General features: G+C 68.4%; 22 protein-coding genes and 1 pseudogene. 10 read left to right on the top strand and 13 right to left on the bottom strand.

Annotated features, from left to right (window positions below; translation table 11 throughout):
- Positions 1–2: 2 nt before the first annotated feature.
- The 3 genes and pseudogenes from HNR07_RS35195 to HNR07_RS25385 all read left to right on the top strand — a co-directional run.
- A pseudogene (locus HNR07_RS35195) lies at positions 3–230 on the top strand (ISAs1-like element ISMul1 family transposase); the annotation flags it as partial.
- A gap of 2 nt (positions 231–232) precedes the next feature.
- Complete coding sequence (locus tag HNR07_RS25390) at positions 233–556, top strand: hypothetical protein (RefSeq protein ID WP_184367102.1); 324 nt, start codon at positions 233–235, stop codon at positions 554–556.
- Positions 513–1,586 (top strand): hypothetical protein, encoded by a 1,074-nt coding sequence (locus tag HNR07_RS25385; protein WP_184367101.1) that lies wholly within the window; start codon positions 513–515, stop codon positions 1,584–1,586. The genes HNR07_RS25390 and HNR07_RS25385 overlap by 44 nt, the downstream gene beginning before the upstream one ends.
- A gap of 40 nt (positions 1,587–1,626) precedes the next feature.
- Here the strand turns inward: HNR07_RS25385 and HNR07_RS25380 are convergent, their stop codons facing one another.
- The gene (locus HNR07_RS25380; protein ID WP_376769945.1) at positions 1,627–1,923 is read right to left on the bottom strand and encodes a hypothetical protein; all 297 of its coding nucleotides are present in this window, start codon (positions 1,921–1,923) and stop codon (positions 1,627–1,629) included.
- Positions 1,924–2,330: 407 nt separating this feature from the next.
- Here HNR07_RS25380 and HNR07_RS25375 point away from each other — a divergent pair, with 407 nt between their 5' ends.
- Positions 2,331–3,257: a DNA-processing protein DprA gene (locus HNR07_RS25375; protein ID WP_184367100.1), complete on the top strand. Its 927-nt coding sequence runs from the start codon at positions 2,331–2,333 to the stop codon at positions 3,255–3,257.
- A gap of 166 nt (positions 3,258–3,423) precedes the next feature.
- Entirely contained in the window at positions 3,424–3,660 is a 237-nt protein-coding gene (locus tag HNR07_RS25370) for a hypothetical protein (protein ID WP_184367099.1), read from the top strand.
- Between the two features lie 403 nt (positions 3,661–4,063).
- Here HNR07_RS25370 and HNR07_RS25365 read toward each other — a convergent pair whose 3' ends face one another.
- From HNR07_RS25365 to HNR07_RS25355, 3 genes are all read right to left on the bottom strand, one after another.
- Entirely contained in the window at positions 4,064–4,687 is a 624-nt protein-coding gene (locus HNR07_RS25365) for a hypothetical protein (protein ID WP_184367098.1), read from the bottom strand.
- Entirely contained in the window at positions 4,678–6,042 is a 1,365-nt protein-coding gene (locus HNR07_RS25360) for a hypothetical protein (protein WP_221318929.1), read from the bottom strand. Before HNR07_RS25360 ends, HNR07_RS25365 begins: the two co-directional genes overlap by 10 nt.
- A 116-nt stretch (positions 6,043–6,158) precedes the next feature.
- The gene (locus HNR07_RS25355; protein ID WP_184367096.1) at positions 6,159–7,046 is read right to left on the bottom strand and encodes an ATP-binding cassette domain-containing protein; all 888 of its coding nucleotides are present in this window, start codon (positions 7,044–7,046) and stop codon (positions 6,159–6,161) included.
- A 676-nt stretch (positions 7,047–7,722) separates the two neighbouring features.
- Between HNR07_RS25355 and HNR07_RS25350 the strand changes: the two genes are divergently transcribed.
- Entirely contained in the window at positions 7,723–8,115 is a 393-nt protein-coding gene (locus HNR07_RS25350) for a DUF952 domain-containing protein (protein WP_184367095.1), read from the top strand.
- Positions 8,116–8,276: 161 nt separating this feature from the next.
- On the opposite strand, the gene HNR07_RS25345 is transcribed toward HNR07_RS25350, so the two are convergent.
- Positions 8,277–8,660 (bottom strand): PLD nuclease N-terminal domain-containing protein, encoded by a 384-nt coding sequence (locus HNR07_RS25345; protein WP_184367094.1) that lies wholly within the window; start codon positions 8,658–8,660, stop codon positions 8,277–8,279.
- Between the two features lie 353 nt (positions 8,661–9,013).
- Here HNR07_RS25345 and HNR07_RS25340 point away from each other — a divergent pair, with 353 nt between their 5' ends.
- The gene (locus HNR07_RS25340) at positions 9,014–9,739 is read left to right on the top strand and encodes a GntR family transcriptional regulator (protein WP_184367093.1); all 726 of its coding nucleotides are present in this window, start codon (positions 9,014–9,016) and stop codon (positions 9,737–9,739) included.
- Positions 9,740–9,971: 232 nt separating this feature from the next.
- On the opposite strand, the gene HNR07_RS25335 is transcribed toward HNR07_RS25340, so the two are convergent.
- The 5 genes from HNR07_RS25335 to HNR07_RS25315 all read right to left on the bottom strand — a co-directional run bounded on the left by HNR07_RS25335 (position 9,972) and on the right by HNR07_RS25315 (position 14,179).
- The gene (locus HNR07_RS25335; RefSeq protein ID WP_184367092.1) at positions 9,972–11,033 is read right to left on the bottom strand and encodes an aspartate-semialdehyde dehydrogenase; all 1,062 of its coding nucleotides are present in this window, start codon (positions 11,031–11,033) and stop codon (positions 9,972–9,974) included.
- Positions 11,030–12,301, bottom strand: a complete 1,272-nt coding sequence (locus tag HNR07_RS25330; RefSeq protein WP_184367091.1) for an aspartate kinase — start codon at positions 12,299–12,301, stop codon at positions 11,030–11,032. Before HNR07_RS25330 ends, HNR07_RS25335 begins: the two co-directional genes overlap by 4 nt.
- A gap of 181 nt (positions 12,302–12,482) precedes the next feature.
- A complete protein-coding gene (recR, locus tag HNR07_RS25325; RefSeq protein ID WP_017579402.1) occupies positions 12,483–13,082 on the bottom strand; it encodes a recombination mediator RecR in 600 nt (199 codons plus the stop codon).
- Between the two features lie 255 nt (positions 13,083–13,337).
- The gene (locus tag HNR07_RS25320) at positions 13,338–13,682 is read right to left on the bottom strand and encodes a YbaB/EbfC family nucleoid-associated protein (RefSeq protein ID WP_017588015.1); all 345 of its coding nucleotides are present in this window, start codon (positions 13,680–13,682) and stop codon (positions 13,338–13,340) included.
- Positions 13,683–13,822: 140 nt separating this feature from the next.
- A complete protein-coding gene (locus tag HNR07_RS25315) occupies positions 13,823–14,179 on the bottom strand; it encodes a MerR family transcriptional regulator (RefSeq protein WP_184367090.1) in 357 nt (118 codons plus the stop codon).
- A gap of 78 nt (positions 14,180–14,257) precedes the next feature.
- On the opposite strand from HNR07_RS25315, the gene HNR07_RS25310 reads away from it, so the two are divergent.
- Both HNR07_RS25310 and HNR07_RS25305 read left to right on the top strand, forming a co-directional pair.
- Positions 14,258–15,436 carry an alkene reductase gene (locus HNR07_RS25310; RefSeq protein ID WP_184367089.1) on the top strand — a complete coding sequence of 393 codons (1,179 nt, stop codon included), beginning with the start codon at positions 14,258–14,260 and terminating at the stop codon, positions 15,434–15,436.
- A 137-nt stretch (positions 15,437–15,573) separates the two neighbouring features.
- Positions 15,574–16,752 (top strand): methyltransferase domain-containing protein, encoded by a 1,179-nt coding sequence (locus HNR07_RS25305; RefSeq protein ID WP_184372652.1) that lies wholly within the window; start codon positions 15,574–15,576, stop codon positions 16,750–16,752.
- 149 nt (positions 16,753–16,901) lie between these two features.
- On the opposite strand, the gene HNR07_RS25300 is transcribed toward HNR07_RS25305, so the two are convergent.
- Positions 16,902–18,287, bottom strand: a complete 1,386-nt coding sequence (locus tag HNR07_RS25300) for an IS30 family transposase (protein WP_449406846.1) — start codon at positions 18,285–18,287, stop codon at positions 16,902–16,904.
- Between the two features lie 84 nt (positions 18,288–18,371).
- Positions 18,372–18,569 carry a DUF6243 family protein gene (locus HNR07_RS25295; protein ID WP_184367088.1) on the bottom strand — a complete coding sequence of 66 codons (198 nt, stop codon included), beginning with the start codon at positions 18,567–18,569 and terminating at the stop codon, positions 18,372–18,374.
- A 120-nt stretch (positions 18,570–18,689) separates the two neighbouring features.
- On the opposite strand from HNR07_RS25295, the gene HNR07_RS25290 reads away from it, so the two are divergent.
- Entirely contained in the window at positions 18,690–19,301 is a 612-nt protein-coding gene (locus HNR07_RS25290) for a TetR/AcrR family transcriptional regulator (RefSeq protein ID WP_184367087.1), read from the top strand.
- A 49-nt stretch (positions 19,302–19,350) separates the two neighbouring features.
- Here HNR07_RS25290 and HNR07_RS25285 read toward each other — a convergent pair whose 3' ends face one another.
- Positions 19,351–21,606: a DNA polymerase III subunit gamma and tau gene (locus HNR07_RS25285; protein WP_184367086.1), complete on the bottom strand. Its 2,256-nt coding sequence runs from the start codon at positions 21,604–21,606 to the stop codon at positions 19,351–19,353.
- Positions 21,607–21,632 lie beyond the last annotated feature (26 nt).

Genomic DNA, 21,632 nt, shown 5'->3' with positions numbered 1-21,632 from the left:
GGTGGGTGCGCCAGCACTGGGGGATCGAGAACAAGCTCCATCACGTGCGGGATGTGACCTACGACGAGGACCGCTCCCAAGTGCGCACGGGCAGCGCTCCCCAGGTCATGGCGACCCTGCGCAACACCGCGATCGGACTGCTGCGAGCAGCCGGGTTCGACAACATCGCCCAGGCCAACCGTCACATGATCCGCGACGAGGCTCGCCCACTCAGACTCCTACAGACCTGACTTTGCCGGAGCCCTGCTTCAGCCCCGAGCAACGTCTCCGCTACGTCAGCGCTCTGGACGAGGTGGCCAAGAGCCTTTCCGGGCAGGCGCTGAGCCTCTATCTGGGTGACTTCCTGCTGGTCAAATGCTTCTTCTTCCTCGCTCTTATGCGACCGAAACCGGGACAGGGCACCCGCCCGGACAAGCAGAGGAAATGGCTCTACCGAAGGAAGCTTTTCACGTTGGGAGTCGATGAGTATGCGAAGTCCCGAACGATTGACACCGGACTTTTCCCAAAGCTCAGTGAGTTCGAAGACACGTCGGGAAAACCCCATCCGCGACCGTGACTACCTTCTCGACAAGGACGGGATGATCTTCAAGGTCATCGGAGACTCCCACCCCGAATCCCACCACCTCGGCTACGTGAAGTACTACCCTGACGCGCGCGGCGATCGGAGCCTCTTCGGCCGTAGCTACCGCCAGAACAGCGTGGTCTCCAAGTCGTTCGGCATCCTGGCTGACCGACCCGAGTGCTACGTGTACTCCGAGATGTTGGGATGTGTCATCACAGGGGTACCACGTAGCCACGTGGCCCACCACTACTCGGCACGCGAGACCTTACGCGCACTGCTGGTCGAACCAAGAGACTACGAGAATCTTTCCGTGGGAAGGGATCTCCTCGCGATCGCCCGACACCTCGACCAACGGCAACAGCTCGACCTGTTCGGCGTCACCGGATCCTTCCTGGTGGGATGCGCGAATAAACGATCGGACACCGACCTCGTCTGCTACGGGAAAGAGGGATACCGAGCGGCACGGAAACTCTTCGGCTCCTCAAATCTGATCCAACCCTATGCGGGAGAGAACCAAACTCTTCTCTACCTGCGCAGGGCGAAGTACATGGAAGGCAGCGGCTTCGACACACTCCTCAAACAAGAGCAACGCAAGCTCCAGGGCCTCACTACCGGATCCGGCGCGCATATCAACTGTGAGCCTCTTCGAGAGGATGACGCCGGACCCCTGCACGGGCTTCAGGCAAAGGAGATCGGTGAGATCACGCTCTTGGCGACGGTCACCGATCACTCCGAGGGGGTTTCCACCCCCGCTCTCTACGAGATCAACGTGGAAAGGGTCCTCAGCGCGACCGTGGACGACCCGCAGACCTTCGCCAGTAGGGTTCGCTATCTGCGCTCCTACCTGGGCGCTTACACCGGGGCGTTCCGCTCCGGTGACGTGGTCCACGTGTCCGGAAAGCTCGTCCACCTGCTCGACGGTGGGAAAAGCTCCTTCGGTGTGGAACTGACCCCCTGGAGCGCGAGTCGGTCCTACATCGCAGACCTGACCGCGAACGTTCCCGTCCCGCAAGGAATCCCCTGACTTCTGCGGGGACCTTCAATCACGGATACCCCTGCCTTCACTACAGGATTCGCAGCAGAACACAGGCATCCCTGGCTGATGAGGCGTCGGTCGGGTCGGTCCCCTGGAGGCGGTGCCCGAGCAACCGGAGGAGTCCGCGTCGCGTAGGCGCGGTGATCCGCTCCCAACGGTCACCGTCACCCGTCCAGTCGAAAGGGCGCCGGGCCACGTAGATCTCGTGGGGAGCGACGCCCTCGATGGTCAGGTTCCACTGTTTGTAGAGCAACGGGCACAGGACGTGCTCCGGGATCGGCAGCCCTGCCTCGGGCGGGCTCGCCTGTATGGCCCCGGCAGGCAACCGGGGCCATACTGTCCTGATGGCTTTCCCACGCGCACGCACCTCCGGTGCTGACTCGGCGAGAAACAAGCTCTGGTGACCGTAGCTGGCCAGGGATTCGGCACGTTTTCCTCTGAACCTGGAGTGCGCGCATGGCCAGGCCCCCTGTCTGCCGATGGCGGAAGACTGCACGCGCTCGCTCCTGAGCTGGTTCGCCCGATCACGATCGTGAACCGCGAGCCGACGGCGCGTCGGGGACGTGACAACACCTCCCATGCGCACAAACGCACTCCCTAATGTCGCAGCCGCGCATGCAATGAAAAGCGAACACCGTACGCACCAATGATGCGGAGTCCCGACACGACCCGAGGAAGTTCGTGACCATGCCAGAGTTGGGCGGCAACAGGCCAGCTTCTAAGATCGATGACATGCACTCCATCGACGAGCGAACCGCGATGCTCGCTCTGCTGCTGCGCCAGGACGCGCGGTGGTCGGTGATCGCCGACGAAGCGATGGAGTCCGGAAGCGCGATCTCTGTACTTCAGAACCGGCTCGGTCACGACACCCTGTTTCCGGACCTGGTCGATGAGGCACCTGAAGTCATCCAAGCCCAGAAGATGATCGCTTCCTGCCGCAGTGAAGGAACGCAGGTGCTTTCCTTCCTGGATCCCGACTATCCCAGCCAGTTGCGCGACATCCACGAAATGCCGCCGTTGGTTTTCGCCCGGGGACAGCTTCAACCGGACACGCGAGCCATCGCTGTGGTGGGCTCGCGCAAAGCTTCGGAGCACGGATTGCGCATGGCCTACAGCATCGCTTCGCGCCTGGGGTCAATGAAGGTGACGGTGGTCAGCGGGCTCGCTGAGGGAGTGGACGCTGCCGCGCACCGGGCCGCGCTGGACTGCGGCGGACGCACCGTCGCGGTCATCGGTACGGGAATCAACCGGCACTACCCACGCCAGCACAAGGAGCTTCAGGACGAGGTCGCCCATCGCGGTCTGCTCCTGTCGCAGTTCCTGCCCGATGCCCCACCGACCAAGGCTTCCTTCCCCATGCGCAACGCCGTGATGAGCGGTTACGCGGCCGCGACCATCGTGGTTGAGGCTGGCGAGCACAGCGGAGCCCGAATCCAGGCCCGGTACGCTCTGCAGCACGGTCGACCGCTGATCTTCCCCCAGGAGCTCCTCAGAAACCAGTGGGCACGCGAGTTCGCGGAGCGACCCGGTGTCCATGTAGTCGAGAACATGGAACAGATGATGACGACCGTGGAGGAGCGCATCCACGACGCGGCAACGACCGCAGCCGACATCACCGCGCACGTCTCTCTCACGAAGGAAGAGGCGTTTGCCTGGTAGCCCCGCTCGTGAGGTGGTGGAGCGCTCGGTCGCAGAGCAGAGCAAGTTCCTCACCCCGGTTCTCGCCGGTTCATCCGGGGTCTGCCCCAAATGCTTCGGTGCCGTGCCTTCGATCCCGGTGCGTTGCAGCAACTGTCTCGATGCTTCGCATCGGGGCAGAGGAAAAGTGGCTGACCTGGTTACACCCCTGACCTATCGGGTCGGCTACCAACACCACAACCAGGCGGCACACGATCTGCGGGCTTACAAGGCCGATCCGCCGCGCCGTGAAGCACAGCTACGTCTGACGTGCCTGTTCTGGTACTTCTGCCTCCTACATCTGGGATGCATGAAGGATCGTTTGGGGATCACCGGGTTCACCCACGTGGCTTTCGTTCCCAGCACCAAGAGAGTTCAGGCCTGACACCCTCTCGAAGCAATGCTCTCACCGATGATCCCGATACCCCGGCCCGCGCTGACTCTCAACGCTGGGATAGATCCCTCCCAGCGTGTGCTTCACACCGAATGGTTCACCGCTGCCCCGCTGGTTCCTGCGGAGGGGCGGCCTGCCGCAGTGTTGTTGATCGACGACACGTGGGTGAGTGGCGCGCGGGCACAGTCGGCCACCCACAGTCTGAAAAACGCGGGCGCTGAGCAGGTGTCCGTCCTTGTACTGGCCCGGCAGATCAATCCAGGCTACGAACCGGCACAACCGCTGCTAGCCCAGGTGAGGAACACGCCGTACGATCCGCGTACGTGTGTCTGGCACTGATCTCTGGCAAGCGTGTGGAGTTGAGGACACTGCTTCATATTGTCAGTACAACCCCCTACCTGGGGTTCTCCCGGTTTCCGATAACCAGCATCAGAAGCGGCAGGGGGATGAGCACGGCCCAAACACGGTGGAGCCCCTCCCATTCAGGCGCGGACGGCGGATACCAGAGCCAGAACTCGCTCCGGTACATCAGGGAGACGGCCACGAGCACCAGCAGCACCGTGCTTCCGATGAGCGCCGCCGGGTATCCGTTCATCCAGCGCCGTACAACAGACGTGCAGGCCAACCCCGTCAGAATGACCACGGCCGCTTCCACCGGCAACCCCGCGAACACCCCACTGTGCTCCTCGGGCAGTCGCAGCTCCACCGACAGGTAAGCGACACCCCAGGCTGCCGCCGCGGCCGCCCCGGCCAGCAGTGTGCGCGTCCACTGACGCATCCATCGGGGCACGGGTGAGGCCGCGGTCGTGTTCTCCGCGGCGTCAGTCAGTCCGAATCCGGCGGCCGCGCCCAGAAGGACCGCCGCCGAGCGAAGCGACACCGCCAGCAGGTCGGTGTCGACGTACGGTCCGGTGAACCCCCAGGCGGTGATCAGCACCGACACGAGGGCGGCCACGCCCAGGGGAACCCAGTCCATCGCCCGGGCGGTCGCAAACACGATCCGCGGCATCACGCGCATGCGGTCCCCCGTTCGGCACCGCTCGGCTCCCCGGGCGGAACTGCCACGCCGAGAACGTCCGCGGCCTCTTCCAGGGTTGTCTCCACGTCCACCAGCCGCTCCCACTCCTGGTGCACCAGCGTCTGGGTGTTCGGGTCCGCCAGGAGCTCCTCGGCCATGTCGAGTTCGGCCTGGCCATAGGAGACCGCCCCGAACACCGAAGCCGGAAGCTCCACCGCCACGACCTCATCCGAGCCGACCTCCGCCATGTGCTCACGTTCGGTACCCGCGGCGACGGGGGCTTCGGTCTGACCGAGCAGCCACAGCGCGATGACCGTCCGGGCCTGACCCGCGGCGTCACAGCCGAAGCCCCCCTGACCGTCCGACTGCAGTACGTCCGGGGGAGGGAAGCCCGCCATGAACGCGGCCACCGACCCGGCGACCGCACGCCGGTACTCGACCTCTCCCCCGTTTCTGCCCCAGGTGGTACCGACGAGGGCGTACCCTCCGCCTTCCAGGTCGTTGAAGGCGTATCCGGTGTACTGGTAGACGGCTTCGAGCTGGGGCGCCTGCGGCGGAGCCGCTTCGAGCACCGGGCCGATCGCGTCCCGCCACAGCGGTACCCAGGGCTCGAAGCCCGGCAGCGCGCAGTAGTCGACTCCGTCGTGCTCCTCGCAGGCACTCGCCTGAGCGGTGACCGTCACCCGTCCCTCGTGCGTCCCGGCGAGTTCGACCGGCTCGGCCCCTTCGAAGGCGGATGGGACGGCGGTCAGGGTCGCGGCACCCACCACGGCGGCGGAGGCCGCGACCGCGGCGGCTACCGTACCGGTGGTGCGCCGGTGGCGCATCACAGCTGCCAGGGAAACCGCGGTCACCAGGGCCGCCAGGTAGAGCAGGTGCCATAGCGGCGGCCGGGCGGCTTCGAAGGGCAGCGCCTGGGTGGGGACGAGCGGCAGCAGCCAACTGTCACGGAACTGGAACAGCGACCACACGATGAGCATGAGGACCACGGGAGCCGCGACGGGAGAGGGTACCCAGCGCCCCAGCGCCACTCCGAGTGCGCCCATCAGCATGACGGCCAGCACCCCGGCCGCGAGCTCCTGGGGCCGGAAGACACCGGCGGGGGCCGCACCCACGAGCAGGGTCGGCACGTGCAGGGACAACACGAGGAGCGCAGCGGCAGCGCCGCAGAACAGGGACGCGCACAGGACGGACCAGGTTCGGTTCGCGGCCGGAAGCGGCAGGGATTCCAGCAGGTCAGCCGTACCTCCACCTCGTTCTCGGAGTACCGCCAGGTTCGCCGCGAGCATGACACCCGCTCCGACCAGGACGAGAGTGGTGGCGGCGTCCACGCTCTGGATCGTCCAGTCCGTCATGTCCCGCCACGTCGACAGGGTTCTGGAGACGAGCAGCACCAATACCAGGGGCAGGACGAGAGGGCTTCTCGCGAACCGGTGAATCTCGGCCCACGTGAGCGCCATTGCAGGGGAAGTCAACGGAGTCTCCCGATGCTGTTCTCCGTGTCGGCCGCCTTCGGCGCGGATTCGAGCAGGAGGAGGTAGCCGTCCTCCACCGCGGGTTCGGCTGCCCGCGCACCCGGAGGCCGCTCTCCGATGCTCCGGTAGTCTCCCGAGGCCGTGCGCCACATCGCGTGCTGCCGCCCCGGCGGCCGCTCGGACACCCACACCCGGCCACGGGCGTGTTCCGCCAGTTCCTGAGGCGTCCCGGCGAAGAGGACCCGACCGTCCCGGTAGACCAGGACCCGGCTGCACAGGGCGGCGACGTCATCGGTCTGGTGAGTCGACAGCACCACCGTGCGCTGCTCGCTCTTCTGTGAGATCAACGTACGGAACCGCATGCGCTGCTCCGGGTCCAAACCGACGGTCGGCTCGTCCAGGATCACGAACCCGGGGTCGGCCAGGAATGCCTGCGCGATGGCGAGTCGCTGGCGCATACCACCCGAGAGTTTCCTGATCTTGGTCCCCGCGGACGAGGACAGGTCGACCTCTGCCAGAGCACGCGCCACCGCCTCTTCGCGCTCCTCCTTATTGGAGATCTCCCGCAGAACAGCGATGTAGTCGAGCATCTCCTGGCAGGTGAAGTTCGGATACATTCCGGGGTCCTGCGGAAGGTATCCCAGGTTCCGTCGGATTCTTGTCCGCTCGGATGTGATGTCGGGGTTCAGACCGAGGAGGTCCAGCTGTCCCGCGTCAGCTCTGAGAACGGTGGCCAGGCACCTCAGAAGCGTGGTCTTACCCGCCCCGTTCGGCCCCAGCACCCCGGTCACCCCCATGGCCAGGTCGAAGTCCAGCCCGTTGATGACCTTGTGCGTGCCGTAGGACTTGCTGAGCTTTCGCACCGAGACGGTGTACTTCGCCATCGCCCCTCCCAGCGGGATCGTGATTCGCGCGGGCTGTACTCGATAAGGGCGAGCACAGACCCGATCTCCAAGAACTCCGCCGTTGAGGGCGACTCAAATTCACAGAACCATCCATCCGGGGGCACGCGCAACCGAAATCCCAGGCGCCCCAATCAAAAGAACTCCGGCCAAGCACCTGAACACTGGTCATTGAAGTTGAATGAAAAAGCGACCGCATTCGGCCACGAAAAGGCATTGACACGTTATCGAAATCTACGATAAGTACCCCGCGAGGGATCTGGAGAAATTCAGGGCTCGGGGCGTTCATCCGTCGGTCGATACTTCAGGAGAACTGGCGGGTCGGGCCGCCGTGGCGCCCCGTACGCCCTGCCCCGCCCGGAAGCGCTTTCCGATCGAACGCCACGTGCCGTCGAACGTTATCCACATCCTGTGGACAACTCCCCGCTTCTCTCAACATGACCGATGCGGTGCCCCGGATGACCACCGACCGACCGCCGAGTCGCGGGCGCTACTCGGCACCACTCGACGCCGCACTGCGCGAGCCCGCTCGAACAATGCGGAAGCCCCCACCTGCGAAGGCGAGGGCTTCCGTGTACTCATCCCGCGAACACCGTACCCCGATGCCGCGCGGGCCCTGTCGGCCAGATTCCGCGACTGAACGTGTAGCGTCCAGCTCATGGCTCATGTAATGCACCTGACCGAACTCTCACGCTGGCGGGCCGGGGGAGACATCGAGGCCGACTCCCTCGACTCCGAGGGGTTCTTGCACGCCTCTCCTGACACGCCCACCATGCTGGCCGTGGCCAATGCGTTCTACTCCGAACCCGCAGAGCCGATGATCGTGCTGGTGGTGGACACCGAGAAGGTGCCCGCCGAGGTTCGGTGGGAGGCAGCCGCCCCCACTCCCCCACCCGGAGCCGCCGAAGACGTGCTCTTCCCGCACGTCTACGGGACGATCCCCCGCCGGGCGGTGTGCGCCCTGCGGCGGCTGGTCCGCGACCCTCGGGGGAGGTACACGGCGATGGAGACCGTCATGGATCCCGGGCCCTGTCTGGTCTCGGACGGCTGAGCGGCAAAGCGACAGGGCGATGAGTCGACGTGAGGACACATCACCTTGTCATCCGCGCGACGCCCGCGCGCACAGCACCCCCCGTCCACGCGAAGGGCCCCGGTTCAGCGGAGAATCCTGATGAACCGGGGCCCGCTCGGCCCTGCTCGGGTGCGACCGGGTCAGGCGTGGCCGAGGCCGGTCTGGTCGGACGCGACGTTGCTGTGCTGCCCGACGCTGGTCGGCACCGTGTGGCGGGCCCGACCCTTGTCGATGCCGAGGAGGCGGTTGAAGTGCCCCTTCTTCCCGACCACGAACCAGGCGACCGCGCCGAACAACGGGGCCCAGAGGATGAAGATGACCCACAGGAGCTTGCCGCCCCCGGAGGTGTCGCCGTCGATCAGCGCCGAGATGACCGCCGCGATCACCAGCACGATGACGGCGAGGAAAATCAGCCCGAAGATGATACCGGTGATGCCGGTCAGCCAGGCGAGAGCGGGACTGACGTCGTCCACGTTCCGCGGCAGGTCGGCCCGGCTCACCTGGTCCGAAAGGTTCGTGATCATGACTCCCCCAAGCAAGACGTAGTTGCCTCGATACACAGAGTAGTAACCCAGGGTGGCCAGGCACACACATTCCGACAGTTTCGGGCGTTTCCCTGACCTGGACGGCGCACTTCCGAATCCGTGGTCCCCCACCGGTCAGCGCCGACTACTTTCGGGTAGCGCCCCCCACCAGGCTTTTCCACTGCTTTACTGGAAGCATGGGCAAGCTTCGGCGATCTGGCAGGTCCACTCCCTCTCTCCTCCCCGGGATCGGCACCGGAAACGGTGGCGACACGGGCACCCGCGACCACCGACTCGTGCGTACGGCCAGAACCACCCCGCACACCGGGGGCTCGGCAGAGGCCGGGTGAGCGGTGTCCAGGCAACCCCAGTACCTCTGGCTGGCCGACCAGCTCCGTGAACCGATCCTCAACGGCGAACTGACCCCCGGAACGCGGCTCCCCTCCCGCACCCGGCTGGCCCGCGCCTACCGGGTCAGCGAGCAGATCTCCCGCACTGCTCTCCGCCTACTGGTCACCGAGGGCCTGGTCGAGGCCCGGCCCGGCTCCGGGTACTACGTGCGGACCGTGCCCGAGATCTACCGGCTCTCCCGCACCGACGCCACCTCAGGCTCCGGCCTGGGCAGGCTCTCCCGCGAACTGATCAGCACCGAACAGGAACTCTGCTCGGCCCCGCTCAGCTCCAGGCTCCGGCTCCGCGACGGCGAACCCGTGTACCTGACCACCTCGCGGGGGTTCTCCGCGAACCGGCCGGTCACCCTGCACCGGTCCTGGGAACCCGCGGTACTGACCGCCGGAACCCTGCGCACCCCCTTCGACGCCGCCGAGACCGGCCCCCTGGAGCGGCTAGGCGCGGCCGGGTTCCCTGTGGACCGGGTCGTGGAGGAGGTCGGGGTCCGAGCCCTGCGCGACTCCGAGGCCGCACTCCTGGACTCCGCCCCCGGGGTGACCGTCCTGGTCGTCGAACGGACCCACTACAGCGGTGACCGCCCGGTCGAGACCTCCGACCTCATCGGCTCGGCCGAGCAGTGCCGACTCCTCTACAAACTGTCCCTCGCCCGCCCGCGCCCGAGGCGCTAGCACCCCAAAATCCCCCGTGATCTTGCTACCAGAAGCGAAATCGGCGCCGAACTTGCTTCTGGTAGCAAGATCACCGGGGGCGCGGGGGCAGGAGTGTTGGTGGCACCGGGCATGGCGAAGGGCGGTGGCCCGTCTCCTCCGCGCGACTGCTCCACGGAAGGGGCGAACCACCGCCCTCAGTTGCCATCCGGCCGGGTCAGAGCTGATCAGCCCGGCACGGACCCGGTCAGGCTCAGGCCCGGGTGAACTCCTTGGCGACGACCTCGGCGATCTGCGCGGTGTTCAGCGCGGCGCCCTTGCGCAGGTTGTCCCCGCACAGGAAGAGGTCGAGCGACTTCGGGTCGTCGATGGACTGCCGGATGCGGCCGACCCAGGTCGGATCGGTGCCCACGACGTCGTTCGGGGTCGGGAACTCGCCCTTGGCGGGGTCGTCCAGGACCTCGACGCCCTCGGCCGCGCCCAGCAGCTTGCGGGCGTCGTCGGCGGCGATCTCGCTGTCGAAGGTCGCGTGCACGACCAGCGAGTGCGTGGTGATCACCGGGACGCGCACGCAGGTGGCGGAGACCTTCAGGTCGGGCAGGCCCAGGATCTTGCGGGACTCGTTGCGGACCTTCAGCTCCTCCGAGGACCAGCCGTCGTCCTTGAGCGAACCCGCCCACGGCACGACGTTGTAGGCCAGCGGCGCCGGGAACGGGCCGAGCTCGTCGACGGCCGAGCGCATGTCGCCCGACTTGTCGCCGAGGGTGCGGTCCGAGGCGGCCTTGGCCATCTGGTCGCGCAGGACGTCGATACCCTCCTGGCCGGCTCCGGAGGCGGCCTGGTAGGAGGAGACCACGAGCTCCTGGACGCCGTAGGTCCGGTGCAGGGCACCGATCGCCACGATCATCGACAGGGTGGTGCAGTTCGGGTTCGAGATGATGCCGCGCGGACGGTTGCGCACCTGGTCCGCGTTGACCTCGGGAACCACCAGCGGGACGTCGGAGTCCAGGCGGAACGCGCCGGAGTTGTCGACGGCGACCGCACCGCGGGCGGCGGCGATCGGCGCCCACTCCTTGGACACCTCGTCCGGTACGTCGAACATGGCGACGTCGACGCCGTCGAAGACCTCGGGGGCCAGCGCCTGCACGACGACGTCCTCGCCGCGCACGCTCAGGACCTTGCCCGCGCTGCGGGGCGAGGCGATCAGGCGGATCTCGCCCCACACGTTCTCACGCTGGGTGAGGATGTCGAGCATGACGGTGCCGACGGCGCCGGTCGCGCCGACGATGGCCAGGGTGGGAAGACGGTTGCTCATCGGCCGGTACCTCCGTAGACGACAGCCTCGACCTGGTCGGCGTCGAGCTGGAACTCACTGTGCGCGGCCTGGACCGCGGCGTCGACCTGGTCCTCCTCGACGATGACCGAGATGCGGATCTCCGAGGTGGAGATCATCTCGACGTTGGTGCCGGAGGAGGCGATCGCGTCGAAGAAGCGCGCGGTGACGCCCGGGTAGGAGCGCATACCGGCGCCGATCAGCGAGACCTTGCCGATCTTGTCGTCGTAGCGCAGGGAGTCGTAGCCGACCTTCTCCTGAACCTTCTTCAGGGCGGACACCGCCACCTTGCCGAACTCCTTCGGCGCGGTGAACGAGATGTCCGTGCGGGATGTGGAGACCGCCGACACGTTCTGCACGATCATGTCGATGTTGATCTCGGCGTCCGCGAGCGCCTTGAAGATCGTCGCGGCCTCACCGACCTTGTCGGGGACGCCGACGACGGTGATCTTGGCTTCGCTCCGGTCGTGGGAGACCCCGGAGATGATCGGCTGTTCCATGCCTTCGCTTTCCTCGACTTCCGAAACGATCCACGTTCCGGGCTTCTGGCTGAACGACGAGCGGACGTGCAGGGGAATGTTGTACTGGCGCGCGTACTCGACGCAGCGCAGGTGCAGGATCTTCGTGCCGCTGGCGGCCATCTCCAGCATCTCCTCGTAGGAGATCTGCGGGATGCGCTGCGCGGTGGGAACGACGCGGGGGTCGGCGGTGAACACGCCGTCCACGTCGCTGTAGATCTCGCAGGCGTCGGCGTTGAGCGCGCCCGCGAGAGCGACGGCGGTGGTGTCGGAACCGCCACGACCCAGGGACGTGATGTCCTTGGTGTCCTGGGAGACGCCCTGGAAGCCGGCGACGATGCAGATGGAGCCCTCGCCGATGGCCTCCTGGATGCGCCCGGGGGTCACGTCGATGATCTTGGCGTTGCCGTGCAACGACGTGGTGATGACCCCGGCCTGGGATCCGGTGAAGGAACGGGCCTCGTACCCGAGGTTCTCGATGGCCATCGCCACGAGGGCCATCGACATGCGCTCACCGGCGGTGACGAGCATGTCGAGCTCGCGCGCCGGAGGCATCGGGGAGACCTGTTCCGCCAGGTCCAGCAGTTCGTCGGTCGTGTCGCCCATGGCCGAGACCACGACCACGACGTCATGTCCCGCCTTTTTCTGAGCCACGATCCTTTGGGCTACTCGCTTGATGGCTTCCGCGTCAGCCACGGAAGACCCACCGTACTTCTGCACGATTAGGGCCACGATCGATGCTCCTGAGGAGTTGGGATCAAGACAATTAACAATCGGAGTGTAGCTAGCGACGCCAACAACACCCGCTCCGACCTGCGGAGGGAGGGCGTGGCGTCTTGACACGCCAGCGCTCGGGCCTACCCGTTCGAACGGAGGTTACTCATATTTCGACCAGATTACGGCGAAGTGTGAGCTAGAACTCCAGGCTGCGGCGGCCCTCGAAGGCACGTCCCAGAGTGACTTCGTCGGCGTACTCGAGGTCGCCGCCGACGGGCAGCCCGCTGGCCAGACGGGTGACTTTCAGGCCCATGGGTTTGACCAGCCGCGCCAGGTAGGTCGCGGTGGCCTCCCCTTCCAGGTTCGGGTCGGTCGCCAGGATGAGCTCGGTGATCTGGCCGTCGGCCAGGCGGGTCATGAGCTCCTTGACCCGGAGGTCGTCGGGGCCCACACCCTCGATGGGGCTGATGGCGCCCCCGAGCACGTGGTAGCGCCCGCGGAACTCGCGGGTGCGTTCGATGGCGACGACGTCCTTGGATTCCTCGACGACGCAGATGACGGCGGCGTCGCGGCGGGCGTCACGGCAGATACGGCACTCGGTTTCCTCGGCGACGTTGCCGCAGATCGAGCAGAAGCGCACCCGCTCCTTGACCTCGACGAGTGCGTTGACCAGGCGCTTGACATCCGCGTGTTCCGCGGACAGCAGGTGGAAGGCGATGCGTTGCGCGCTCTTCGGACCGACGCCGGGCAGCCGCCCGAGCTCGTCGATCAGATTCTGAACCGCGCCTTCGTACATACCTACCCACTCGGTCGGAACCGGGACGGGGCCCGGCGGGGCTGCTCCCGCCCCTCACCCCACCGTATCGGGGGGCGGTGACCTCTTGTGACGGCGGTCCGGTCGTGTCCCGGCCGAAGGCGCCGGAAGACGGGAAGCCGCAGGAAGGAGCGCGGGAAAGGGCCCAGGAAAGGTCGTCGCCCCGGTGCCGGTGGGCACCGGGGCGACGACCGCGAGGATTCGAGGTGTGCCTCGAAGACGGGTCTGCGGGCAGTCCTAGAAGCCGGGGAGACCGGGCATGCCGCCGGGCATCCCGCCGCCCAGACCCTCGGCCAGCGGGCCCATCTTCTCCTGCTGGAGGCGCTCGACCTGCGCCTCGGCGTCACGGATGGCCGCCAGGACCAGGTCCGCCACGGTCTGCGCGGTCTCCTCCGCGTCGGTGGGGTCCACGGCCTTGGGGTCGACAGTGATGTCCTCGACCTGTCCGCGCCCGCTCAGCTTGACCTTGACCAGGCCACCTCCGGAGGTGCCCTCGACCTCGGCCTCCTCCAGGGCCTGCTGGGCCTGCGCCAGCTGCTGCTGCATCTGCTGGGCCTGCTGAAGCAGGGCCTGCATGTCCATTCCGCCAGGGTTCACGGCCATCTCCTCGCCGCACACGTGGTGCTGTTCGTAGCTGCGTGTCACTTGCCTGTGAGGGTAACCGGTCCGGCCAAGGCTCCCCCGCCACCTGCGCCGACAGCTCGGTCGGCGTTCACCCGGCTTTAGGCCGGGGAGTTCCTGGCGTTCTCGATGACCTCGTCCAGGGCCTCCCGGGTGCGTTCCAGGCCGCGGATCGCGCCACTCACTCGGTCGCGTTCGGCGCACAGCCAGTCGAGCAGGTCCGGCGCGGGTTCCCCGCGCTCCCGCGCGTACACGCAGGGCAGCAGTTCACGAATGGTCTCGGTGTTGAGCCCGGCCCCGAGCAGGCACTGGACGCGGTCCACCCGCTCCACCGCGTCCTCGCCGTACTCGCGGTGCCCGCCGGACGTGCGCCGGGACGCGAGCAGCCCCCGCTCCTCGTAGTAGCGCAGCGAGCGGGGGCTCACCCCGCTGCGCGCGGACAGTTCACCGATACGCACAGGCACCTCCGGCGCGACGCGTGACCCTGGTCACGAACACTTGAACCTCACACGGATGTCAGATTCTACGCTCACGTCATGGACACCTCGCCGAAGCACCCGAACGAGAACCCGAACCAGATCCCCAACCCTCTGCTCAGCGCCTACGACCTCGGCCCCCTGCGCCTTCCGAACCGGGTCGTCATGGCCCCGATGACCCGGCTGCGCGCCGACCGCGACGGGGTCCCCACCGAGCTCATGGCCGCCTACTACACCCAGCGGGCCAGCGCGGGCCTGATCGTCTCCGAGGGGATCGCCCCCAGCGTGGCCGGACAGCAGTACCTGACCGAGCCGGGCCTGTACTCGGCCGAGCAGGTCCAGGGGTGGCGGCGCGTGACCGACGCCGTGCACGCGGCGGGCGGCCGGATCTTCGCCCAGCTCATGCACGCCGGGCGCGGCGGGCACCCGGCCAACCGGCCCGACGGCGGGACCCCGGTGGCGCCCTCGGCGGTGCCGCGGACCGACCTCGTGCACACCCTGGACGGCAAGGTCGCCCCGGTCACCCCGCGCGCGCTGACCACCGGGGAGATCGCGCGGACCGTCACCGAGTACGCGGACGCGGCCCGGGCGGCGCTGCGGGCCGGGTTCGACGGGGTCGAGATCCACGGGGCCAACGGATACCTGCCTCACCAGTTCCTCGCCGACAACACCAACCTGCGCACGGACGCCTACGGCGGCGGGACCTCCGGCCGGGTCCGGTTCCCCGTGGAGGTCGCCGAGGCGGTCGCGGACGCCGTCGGGGCGGACCGGGTGGGGCTGCGGCTCTCCCCCGGGAACCGGCAGTTCGAGATGGTGGAGCGCGACCCGGCCCCGGTCTACCGGGAGCTACTGCGCCGGATCGCGCCGCTGGGCCTGGCCTACCTGCACGTCACCGAAGACCCCCGCCACCCCGCACTGGCCGAGGCGCGCCGGGACTGGTCGGGCACGCTCGTGGGCAACACCGGCGAACACGAGGTGACCACCCCGCAGAGCGCGGCCGCGCTGCTCGGCGAGGGACGGGCCGACCTCGTCTCCGTGGGACGGCCCTACATCGCCAACCCGGACGTGGTCGAACGGCTGGCGGCCGGGGTGCCCTGGGCCCGGATCCGGGAGAAGGACTTCCACTACACGTCCGGGGCGCGCGGCTACGCGGACTACCCCCGGCACGACGAGGCCAGCGGAACCAGCGGCAACGGCCTCGTGGGCGGCAACGAGCGCTTGGTGGCACCGTTGACCTGATTTCACCAGGCGCGAGGTCGAGGAGTAGCGAAAAAATCACGTTCGGTTGAAAGGATGTCCCGCGGGGTTCCCGGGTACCACTGGTATCCGGGGACACCATCCTTGAACAGCGAGAACAACAGGGGACTGAGGACGTGTTGACCGCCAGAGAGCGCAACTCGGCTCTGATCGAGGCGATAATCGCGGACGGCACGCTGACCGACGCCGCACTCGTCGACGCCTTCCGTTCCGTGCCCCGTCACCTGTTCATCCCGGAGAACGGCGCGCTGACCGCCAACGGCGGCGCCCTGAACGCCATGGGCAACCCCGACCGCTGGCTGGCCGCCGTGTACACGGACAACGCCATCGTCACCAGGATCGAGGGACCCGAAGTACCCAGACAGCGCGGCAGGGGAGCCGCCACCTCGTGCAGCTCCGCGCCGACCGTGCTGGCCCGGATGCTGGAACTCGCCGACCTCGCCGACGGGCAGAAGGTGCTGGAGGTAGGCACCGGCACGGGATGGAACACCGCGTTGCTCGCCCACCGCCTCGGCGACGGCGCCGTCACCTCGGTGGAGATCGACGAGCGGTTGCTGGATGCTGCCCGGGAGGCGCTCCGGGACGCGGGGTTCTCCCCCGGCACCCATCTGACCGACGGCCACGGCGGCTACCCGCAAGCGGCGCCCTTCGACCGGATCATCAGCGCCTGCGGGGTGCGCCGGGTGCCCGCGGCCTGGCTCGAACAGCTCACCGACGACGGGATCGTGGTGTGCCCCTGGGGGATGTTGGAGAGCGCGGGCGTACTCATGCGGCTCGAACTCGGCGCCGGGGATGCCGGGGCCCCTGGGGGTTCGGGCGTTCAGGGCCTCACGGCGCTGGGTCGCTTCCACGGCGGGGTGGGGTTCGTCCCGTTGCGCACGCCCGGTCCGGCCCTGCCCCCGGTACGGGACGCCGGCCAGCAGCCGGACGAGTACCGGCTCACCCAGGTCGACCCGGTCGCCCCGATGCTGGCCTTCGCCTCGGCCTTCGCCGTCTCGGTCATGGTCCCGGACTGGCGGATGCGGCGCCGGTGGATCGGCACGGGTTCGGGGATGTGGCTGTGCGACCGGTGGGGGGAGTCGTGGGTGCGGATCTACCCCTACGGCACCTCGTGGATGATCGAGCAGGGCGGGCCCAGAAGCATCTGGGACGAGGTCGAGGAGGCCCTGCTGGAGTGGTCCGCCCTGGGAGAGCCCGACCCGAGCCGGTTCGGCCTGCTGGTGGCGGCCGACGGGGAACAGCGGGTGTGGCTGGACGCACCGGACGGACGCTCTTGGCCGGTCGGCTCCCCGGTCTGAGCGGGGTCACTGCCCGCACGGGGCCGGGGTTCGGGCGAGGCCGGGGCTCGCACGGGGCCGGGGCTCGGGCGGAGCCGCCAGGGGCCCGGGAACGCCGACAGCCCCCGGCCGGTCGGTGGATTCAAGGGGTCATCGCAACACCTCGTTGATCACACGAGTGTATGCAAACGCTCGGCTGGAGTTTTCCAGCCGAGCGTTTTGCGTGGCCGACCGTTCAGCTTCTGAGCCACGTGCTCCAGGTCCAGCGGGCCGTGCACCGACAGATCGGTGCCCTTGGGAAAGTACTGGCGCAACAGCCCGTTGGTGTTCTCGTTCGACCCGCGCTGCCAGGGCGAGGCCGGGTCGCAGAAGAACACCGGCACCCCCGTATCCACCGAGAACCTTCTGTGACCGGCCATCTCGCTGCCCTGGTCCCAGGTCAAGGACCCGCGCAGATGCTCGGGCAGCGTCTGGACCAGAGCGCTCAGAACGCCTCCCACCGCCTCGGCGGTGTGCTCGCCGGGCAGGTGCCCGAGCATCACATACCTGCTCGACCGCTCGACCAAGGTGATGATCGCGGACTTGTTATGCGCCCCCGTGATCAAATCGCCCTCCCAATGCCCTGGAACAGCACGGTCTTCGACCTCGGCGGGGCGCTCGCTGATCATCACCATCGGATCAACGAACCGGCTCTGCCTGTGCTCGGAGGAACGGCGGGGCTTGCGTCGGATGCGTCCGGTGCGCAGCGCGGCGGCGACCTCGCGTTTGAGCCCGCCCCGGGCCTGGACGTAGAGCGCCTGGTAGATCGTTTCGTGGCTCACACGCATGTCCTGGTCATCAGGATGGTCCTCAACGATCCGGTTGCTGATCTGCTCGGGGGACCATTGTTCCTCCAACCCTTGGGCGACGTAGTCGCGCAAGGGGCCGGGGCAGGCGAGCTTGGCGGGTTTGGGACGCGCCCGCTGTGCGATGGCCCGGCGTTGGGCCGTATAGGCGCCGTAGGAGCCGTCCTGGCCACGGTGGTGGTCGAGTTCACGCTTGATCGTCGAGGCGGGTCGCCCCAGGTCGCGGCCGATCGCTCGCAGGCTCCACCCGGCCCGGTGAAGGTCAGCGATCCTCTCCCGCTCGTGCAGGGTCAAAAAGCGTGGATGCACCTGCCGTTCGAGTGCGTCCAACGCTGGTTGGGGGCTGGTCATGGGCTCTATGGTGGTCTGTCCGGTGGAGTAGTTCACCCGGCGGCCATCGGCATAGATCCTTGAGTTGCCGGACTTGCGTACCCCGCGGTCCCAGTCTTTGGCGGTGCGCTCGTTGATCCCGACCCGCCGGGCGGCCTCTCGGCGGGGCACAGCGCTCTGACGCAGGCGGTGGTACTCGTCTCGTGCTGGGTGGCGGCGCTGCTGGCGCCTGGAGCGTAGTCCGGCTTTGCGTGCCCAGGTGAACGCGGTGTTGGGGTTGATACCGAGCTTTCGGGCTACCTCGGTGACGTTCCCGGACTCGGTCATCAGCTCCAGGAACCGCTCCCGCAGCCGGGCCAGTTCTTGCTTGGAAAACGACACGGTGGTCGCAACCTCCCCAAAGTCAGGGTGTTGCGACCACCACTAGAACCCAAGGTCCTGCCGGTGGGGGCCGTCGCCGCGCGGTCACGGTTGACCTTCGGTGTCCTTGCTCTCCTGGGTGGAGTGCTTCTCCCGGAGCCTGCGCAGCAGCTCCTGCTTGCGCTCGCGCGCGTCGTCGCTGGGACCACCCTTGGCCCCCGCGCTGTTACCGCGCATCGCGGACCGGGAGACGGTGGTGCGCTGACCACCCATCCCGAGAAGGTTGTCGCTGTTCTTGGACATGCCCGTGGTCCTTCCCTGCCACGATCAACGAGACATAGCGTCTCGTTTAGATCGTCGCATCTGATAGTACAGGCTTTAATACGAGACGTCTCGTCATTTTTCAGCGGATACCGTGGAGCCATGGCCGACAACACCGCTGAACAGAACCGACGGGCCCCGGATCCCCGCCGTCGCAGCCAACGCGCGCGGAACGCCATCATCGACGCAGCCGCCGAACTGCTGGGTGAGGTCGGTTACGCCAGACTCACCATGGAGGCCATCGCCGCCCGCGCGAAGGTCGGCAAGCAGACCATCTACCGCTGGTGGCCCTCCAAGGCCGCCGTGGTCTTCGAGGTCTTCACCCGGCTGACCGGGGCCGAGGCCGGGCTGCCCCTGCCCGACACCGGCGACCTGGCCGCCGACCTCAAGACCGTGTTCCGCGCCACCGTCGACGAGTTCGCCGACCCGGCCATGGACCGCACCACGCGGGCCTTCACCGCGGAGGTCCAGCACGACGAGGAGTTCGCCCGGGCGGTCACCGAGCGGCTCATCCAGCCCAACAGCGAGGCGGTCCGGGCCCGGCTGCGCTCCGGGCAGGACGCCGGTCAGCTCGCCCCGGACGCCGACCTCGACCTCGCCGTGGAGATGCTCAACGGTCCGATCAACCACCGGTGGCTGCTGCGCACCGGACCGCTGACGCACGAGTACGTGGACCGGCTCGTGGGCACGGTCCTGCGCGGGCTGCGACCCTGACCCCCACGCTCGGTCCGGGTCCGGGTCCGGGTCCAGGACGGTAGGACGGTCAGGCCTCGGGCGCGGCCCCGTGTTCGATCTCCTCAAGCAGCTTTCCCCCGAGCTCGGTCTCGATGAGCGCGGCGCCGCCGCCCGCGGGGCGCGTGCCCGAACCGCCGCCGGAACCACCGGAGGTATTCGAGCCCGACCCGCCCTGGGGCTGGCTGTTCGGGGCTGGAGCGCTGGACGCGGGAACACTCGGCGCGGGTGCGCTGGGTGCCGGAGCGCTGGGTGCCGGAGCGCTGGGCTCGGCCGTCTTCGGGGCCGATCCGCGCTGAACGGGACGGCCGAAACCGCCGTCGTCCGGCGGCGGGGCCGCGGCACCGTCCTCGTACGGGTCGGGCGGCGGCTCCTGGAGCCCGGTGACGATCCGGTCCGGCGGCGGACCCGCGGGCCGCGCGGGGGCGGCGGCCTGCGGGGCTGGCGCGGCCCCGGGAGAACCGGGCCCGGGCTGTTCGGCCTGCGGGGCGGGGGCCGGGGCGTCCCAACCCGCGGGCTCGGCGGGCTGCGGGGCCTGCTGCTGCGGAGCCTGACGGGGAGCGGGTTCGGCGCGGAGCGGGGGCGCCTGGTTTCCGCCGCTGGCGGGAGCCACCCGGACCTCGGCCCCGAGGACCTGCTGGATCGCACCGGCGACGACCTTGTCGCTTCCGCTGTTACTGAAGCCCTTGGCCTCGTTGGGCTTGTTGAAGCCGAGCAGCACGGTGTTGCCCTCGACCCCGACCGGATGGACGTCGCTGCCGGTCAGCACCATCCAGGTGAACCGGCGACGGCCCTTGACCGCTTCCAGGATCTGGTGCCAGGCGCCCTGGACCCGGCCCAGGTCGAGCGGGCCGCCACCGCTCGCGGGTGCGGACGCCGCGGCACCCCGCGCGGGTTCGGGAGCGTTGCTCGGCGGGGCGTCCCAGCCCGCGGGCTCACCGGCGGCCGCCTGGGGCGCCGGACGAGGAGCGGGTTCGGGCGCGCTGGGCCGTGTCGGCGCCTGCGGCGCGGCAGGCGCAGGAGCCGGGGCCGCGGGTGCCACCGGGGCGGGCGCGGCGGGTGCGGGAGCCACCGGGGCGGTGGCGCCGGGTGCCGGAGCGGACGCGGCCGGGGCGATGGCGCCGGAGGCGACGCGGCGCTCCATCTGCTCCAGCCGGGCCAGCAGCGCGGCGCCCTGGGCGCCGTCGGTGGCGGGCAGGAGGATGCGCGAGCACATGAGTTCCAGGAGCAGCCTGGGCGCGGTCGCGCCGCGCATCTCGGTCAGCCCCTGGTTGAGGATCTCGGCGCCTCTGGACAGCTCGGCCGGGCCGAGCCGGGCGGCCTGCTCCCTCATCTGCTCCGCGGACTCCGGAGAGACGTTCACCAGCCCCTTGTCCAGGGCGTCCGGGACGGCGGCGAGCACCACGAGGTCGCGGAAGCGCTCCAGCAGGTCCGTGGTGAAGCGGCGCGGGTCGTGCCCGCCCTCGACGATCCGGTCGATCAGGCTGAACGCGGCGGCGCCGTCGCGGGCGCCCAGGGCGTCGACCATCTCGCCGAGCAGGCTGGAGTCGGTGTAGCCGAGCAGGGAGACCGCGCCCTCACGGGTGATGCCGCCCTCGTCCGAACCGGCGATGAGCTGGTCCAGGACGGAGAGGGTGTCACGGGCCGAACCGGCGCCGGCGCGCACGACCAGCGGCAGCGCGGCGGGGTCGTAGGAGACGTCCTCCTGCTTGAGGAGGTCCTCCATGAGCTCCTTGAGCGTGCTCGGCGGAATGAGCCGGAAGGGGTAGTGGTGGGTCCGCGAACGGATCGTGCCGATGACCTTCTCGGGTTCGGTGGTGGCGAACACGAACTTCAGGTGCGGCGGGGGTTCCTCCACCAGCTTGAGGAGCGCGTTGAAACCCTCGCGGGTCACCATGTGCGCCTCGTCGATGATGTAGATCTTGTAGCGCGAGTTGACCGGCGAGAAGAACGCGCGTTCGCGCAGGTCGCGGGCGTCGTCGACACCACCGTGGGAGGCGGCGTCGATCTCGATCACGTCGATGCTGCCGCCGCCGTCGGGGGCGAGCGCCACACAGGAGTCACAGGTCCCGCAGGGGTCGGGGGTGGGGCCCTGCTCGCAGTTGAGGGAGCGCGCGAGGATGCGCGCGCTGGTCGTCTTGCCGCAGCCGCGCGGGCCGCTGAAGAGATAGGCGTGGTTGATGCGCCCGCTGCGCAACGCCTGGCGCAGCGGGTCGGTCACGTGCTCCTGACCGCGCACCTCACCGAACGTCGCGGGACGGTACTTGCGGTACAGCGCGATGCTCACGGTGTGATCACTCCCCTGTGTCCCTG

It is taken from the genome of Nocardiopsis metallicus (assembly GCF_014201115.1).
Lineage (GTDB): Bacteria > Actinomycetota > Actinomycetes > Streptosporangiales > Streptosporangiaceae > Nocardiopsis > Nocardiopsis metallicus.
This window is presented reverse-complemented; position numbering and strand designations above follow the sequence as displayed.

Bases quoted from the DNA above. Each gene is read 5' to 3' on its own strand.
- HNR07_RS25310 (WP_184367089.1), top strand. From the start codon at position 14,258: ATGGACACCTCGCCGAAGCACCCGAACGAGAACCCGAACCAGATCCCC.
- HNR07_RS25320 (WP_017588015.1), bottom strand. From the start codon at position 13,682: ATGGACATGCAGGCCCTGCTTCAGCAGGCCCAGCAGATGCAGCAGCAG.
- recR (WP_017579402.1), bottom strand. From the start codon at position 13,082: ATGTACGAAGGCGCGGTTCAGAATCTGATCGACGAGCTCGGGCGGCTG.
- HNR07_RS25360 (WP_221318929.1), bottom strand. From the start codon at position 6,042: ATGACGGACTGGACGATCCAGAGCGTGGACGCCGCCACCACTCTCGTC.
- HNR07_RS25345 (WP_184367094.1), bottom strand. From the start codon at position 8,660: ATGATCACGAACCTTTCGGACCAGGTGAGCCGGGCCGACCTGCCGCGG.
- HNR07_RS25295 (WP_184367088.1), bottom strand. From the start codon at position 18,569: ATGTCCAAGAACAGCGACAACCTTCTCGGGATGGGTGGTCAGCGCACC.
- HNR07_RS25365 (WP_184367098.1), bottom strand. From the start codon at position 4,687: ATGCGCGTGATGCCGCGGATCGTGTTTGCGACCGCCCGGGCGATGGAC.
- HNR07_RS25375 (WP_184367100.1), top strand. From the start codon at position 2,331: ATGCACTCCATCGACGAGCGAACCGCGATGCTCGCTCTGCTGCTGCGC.
- HNR07_RS25335 (WP_184367092.1), bottom strand. From the start codon at position 11,033: ATGAGCAACCGTCTTCCCACCCTGGCCATCGTCGGCGCGACCGGCGCC.
- HNR07_RS25355 (WP_184367096.1), bottom strand. From the start codon at position 7,046: ATGGCGAAGTACACCGTCTCGGTGCGAAAGCTCAGCAAGTCCTACGGC.
- HNR07_RS25290 (WP_184367087.1), top strand. From the start codon at position 18,690: ATGGCCGACAACACCGCTGAACAGAACCGACGGGCCCCGGATCCCCGC.
- HNR07_RS25350 (WP_184367095.1), top strand. From the start codon at position 7,723: ATGGCTCATGTAATGCACCTGACCGAACTCTCACGCTGGCGGGCCGGG.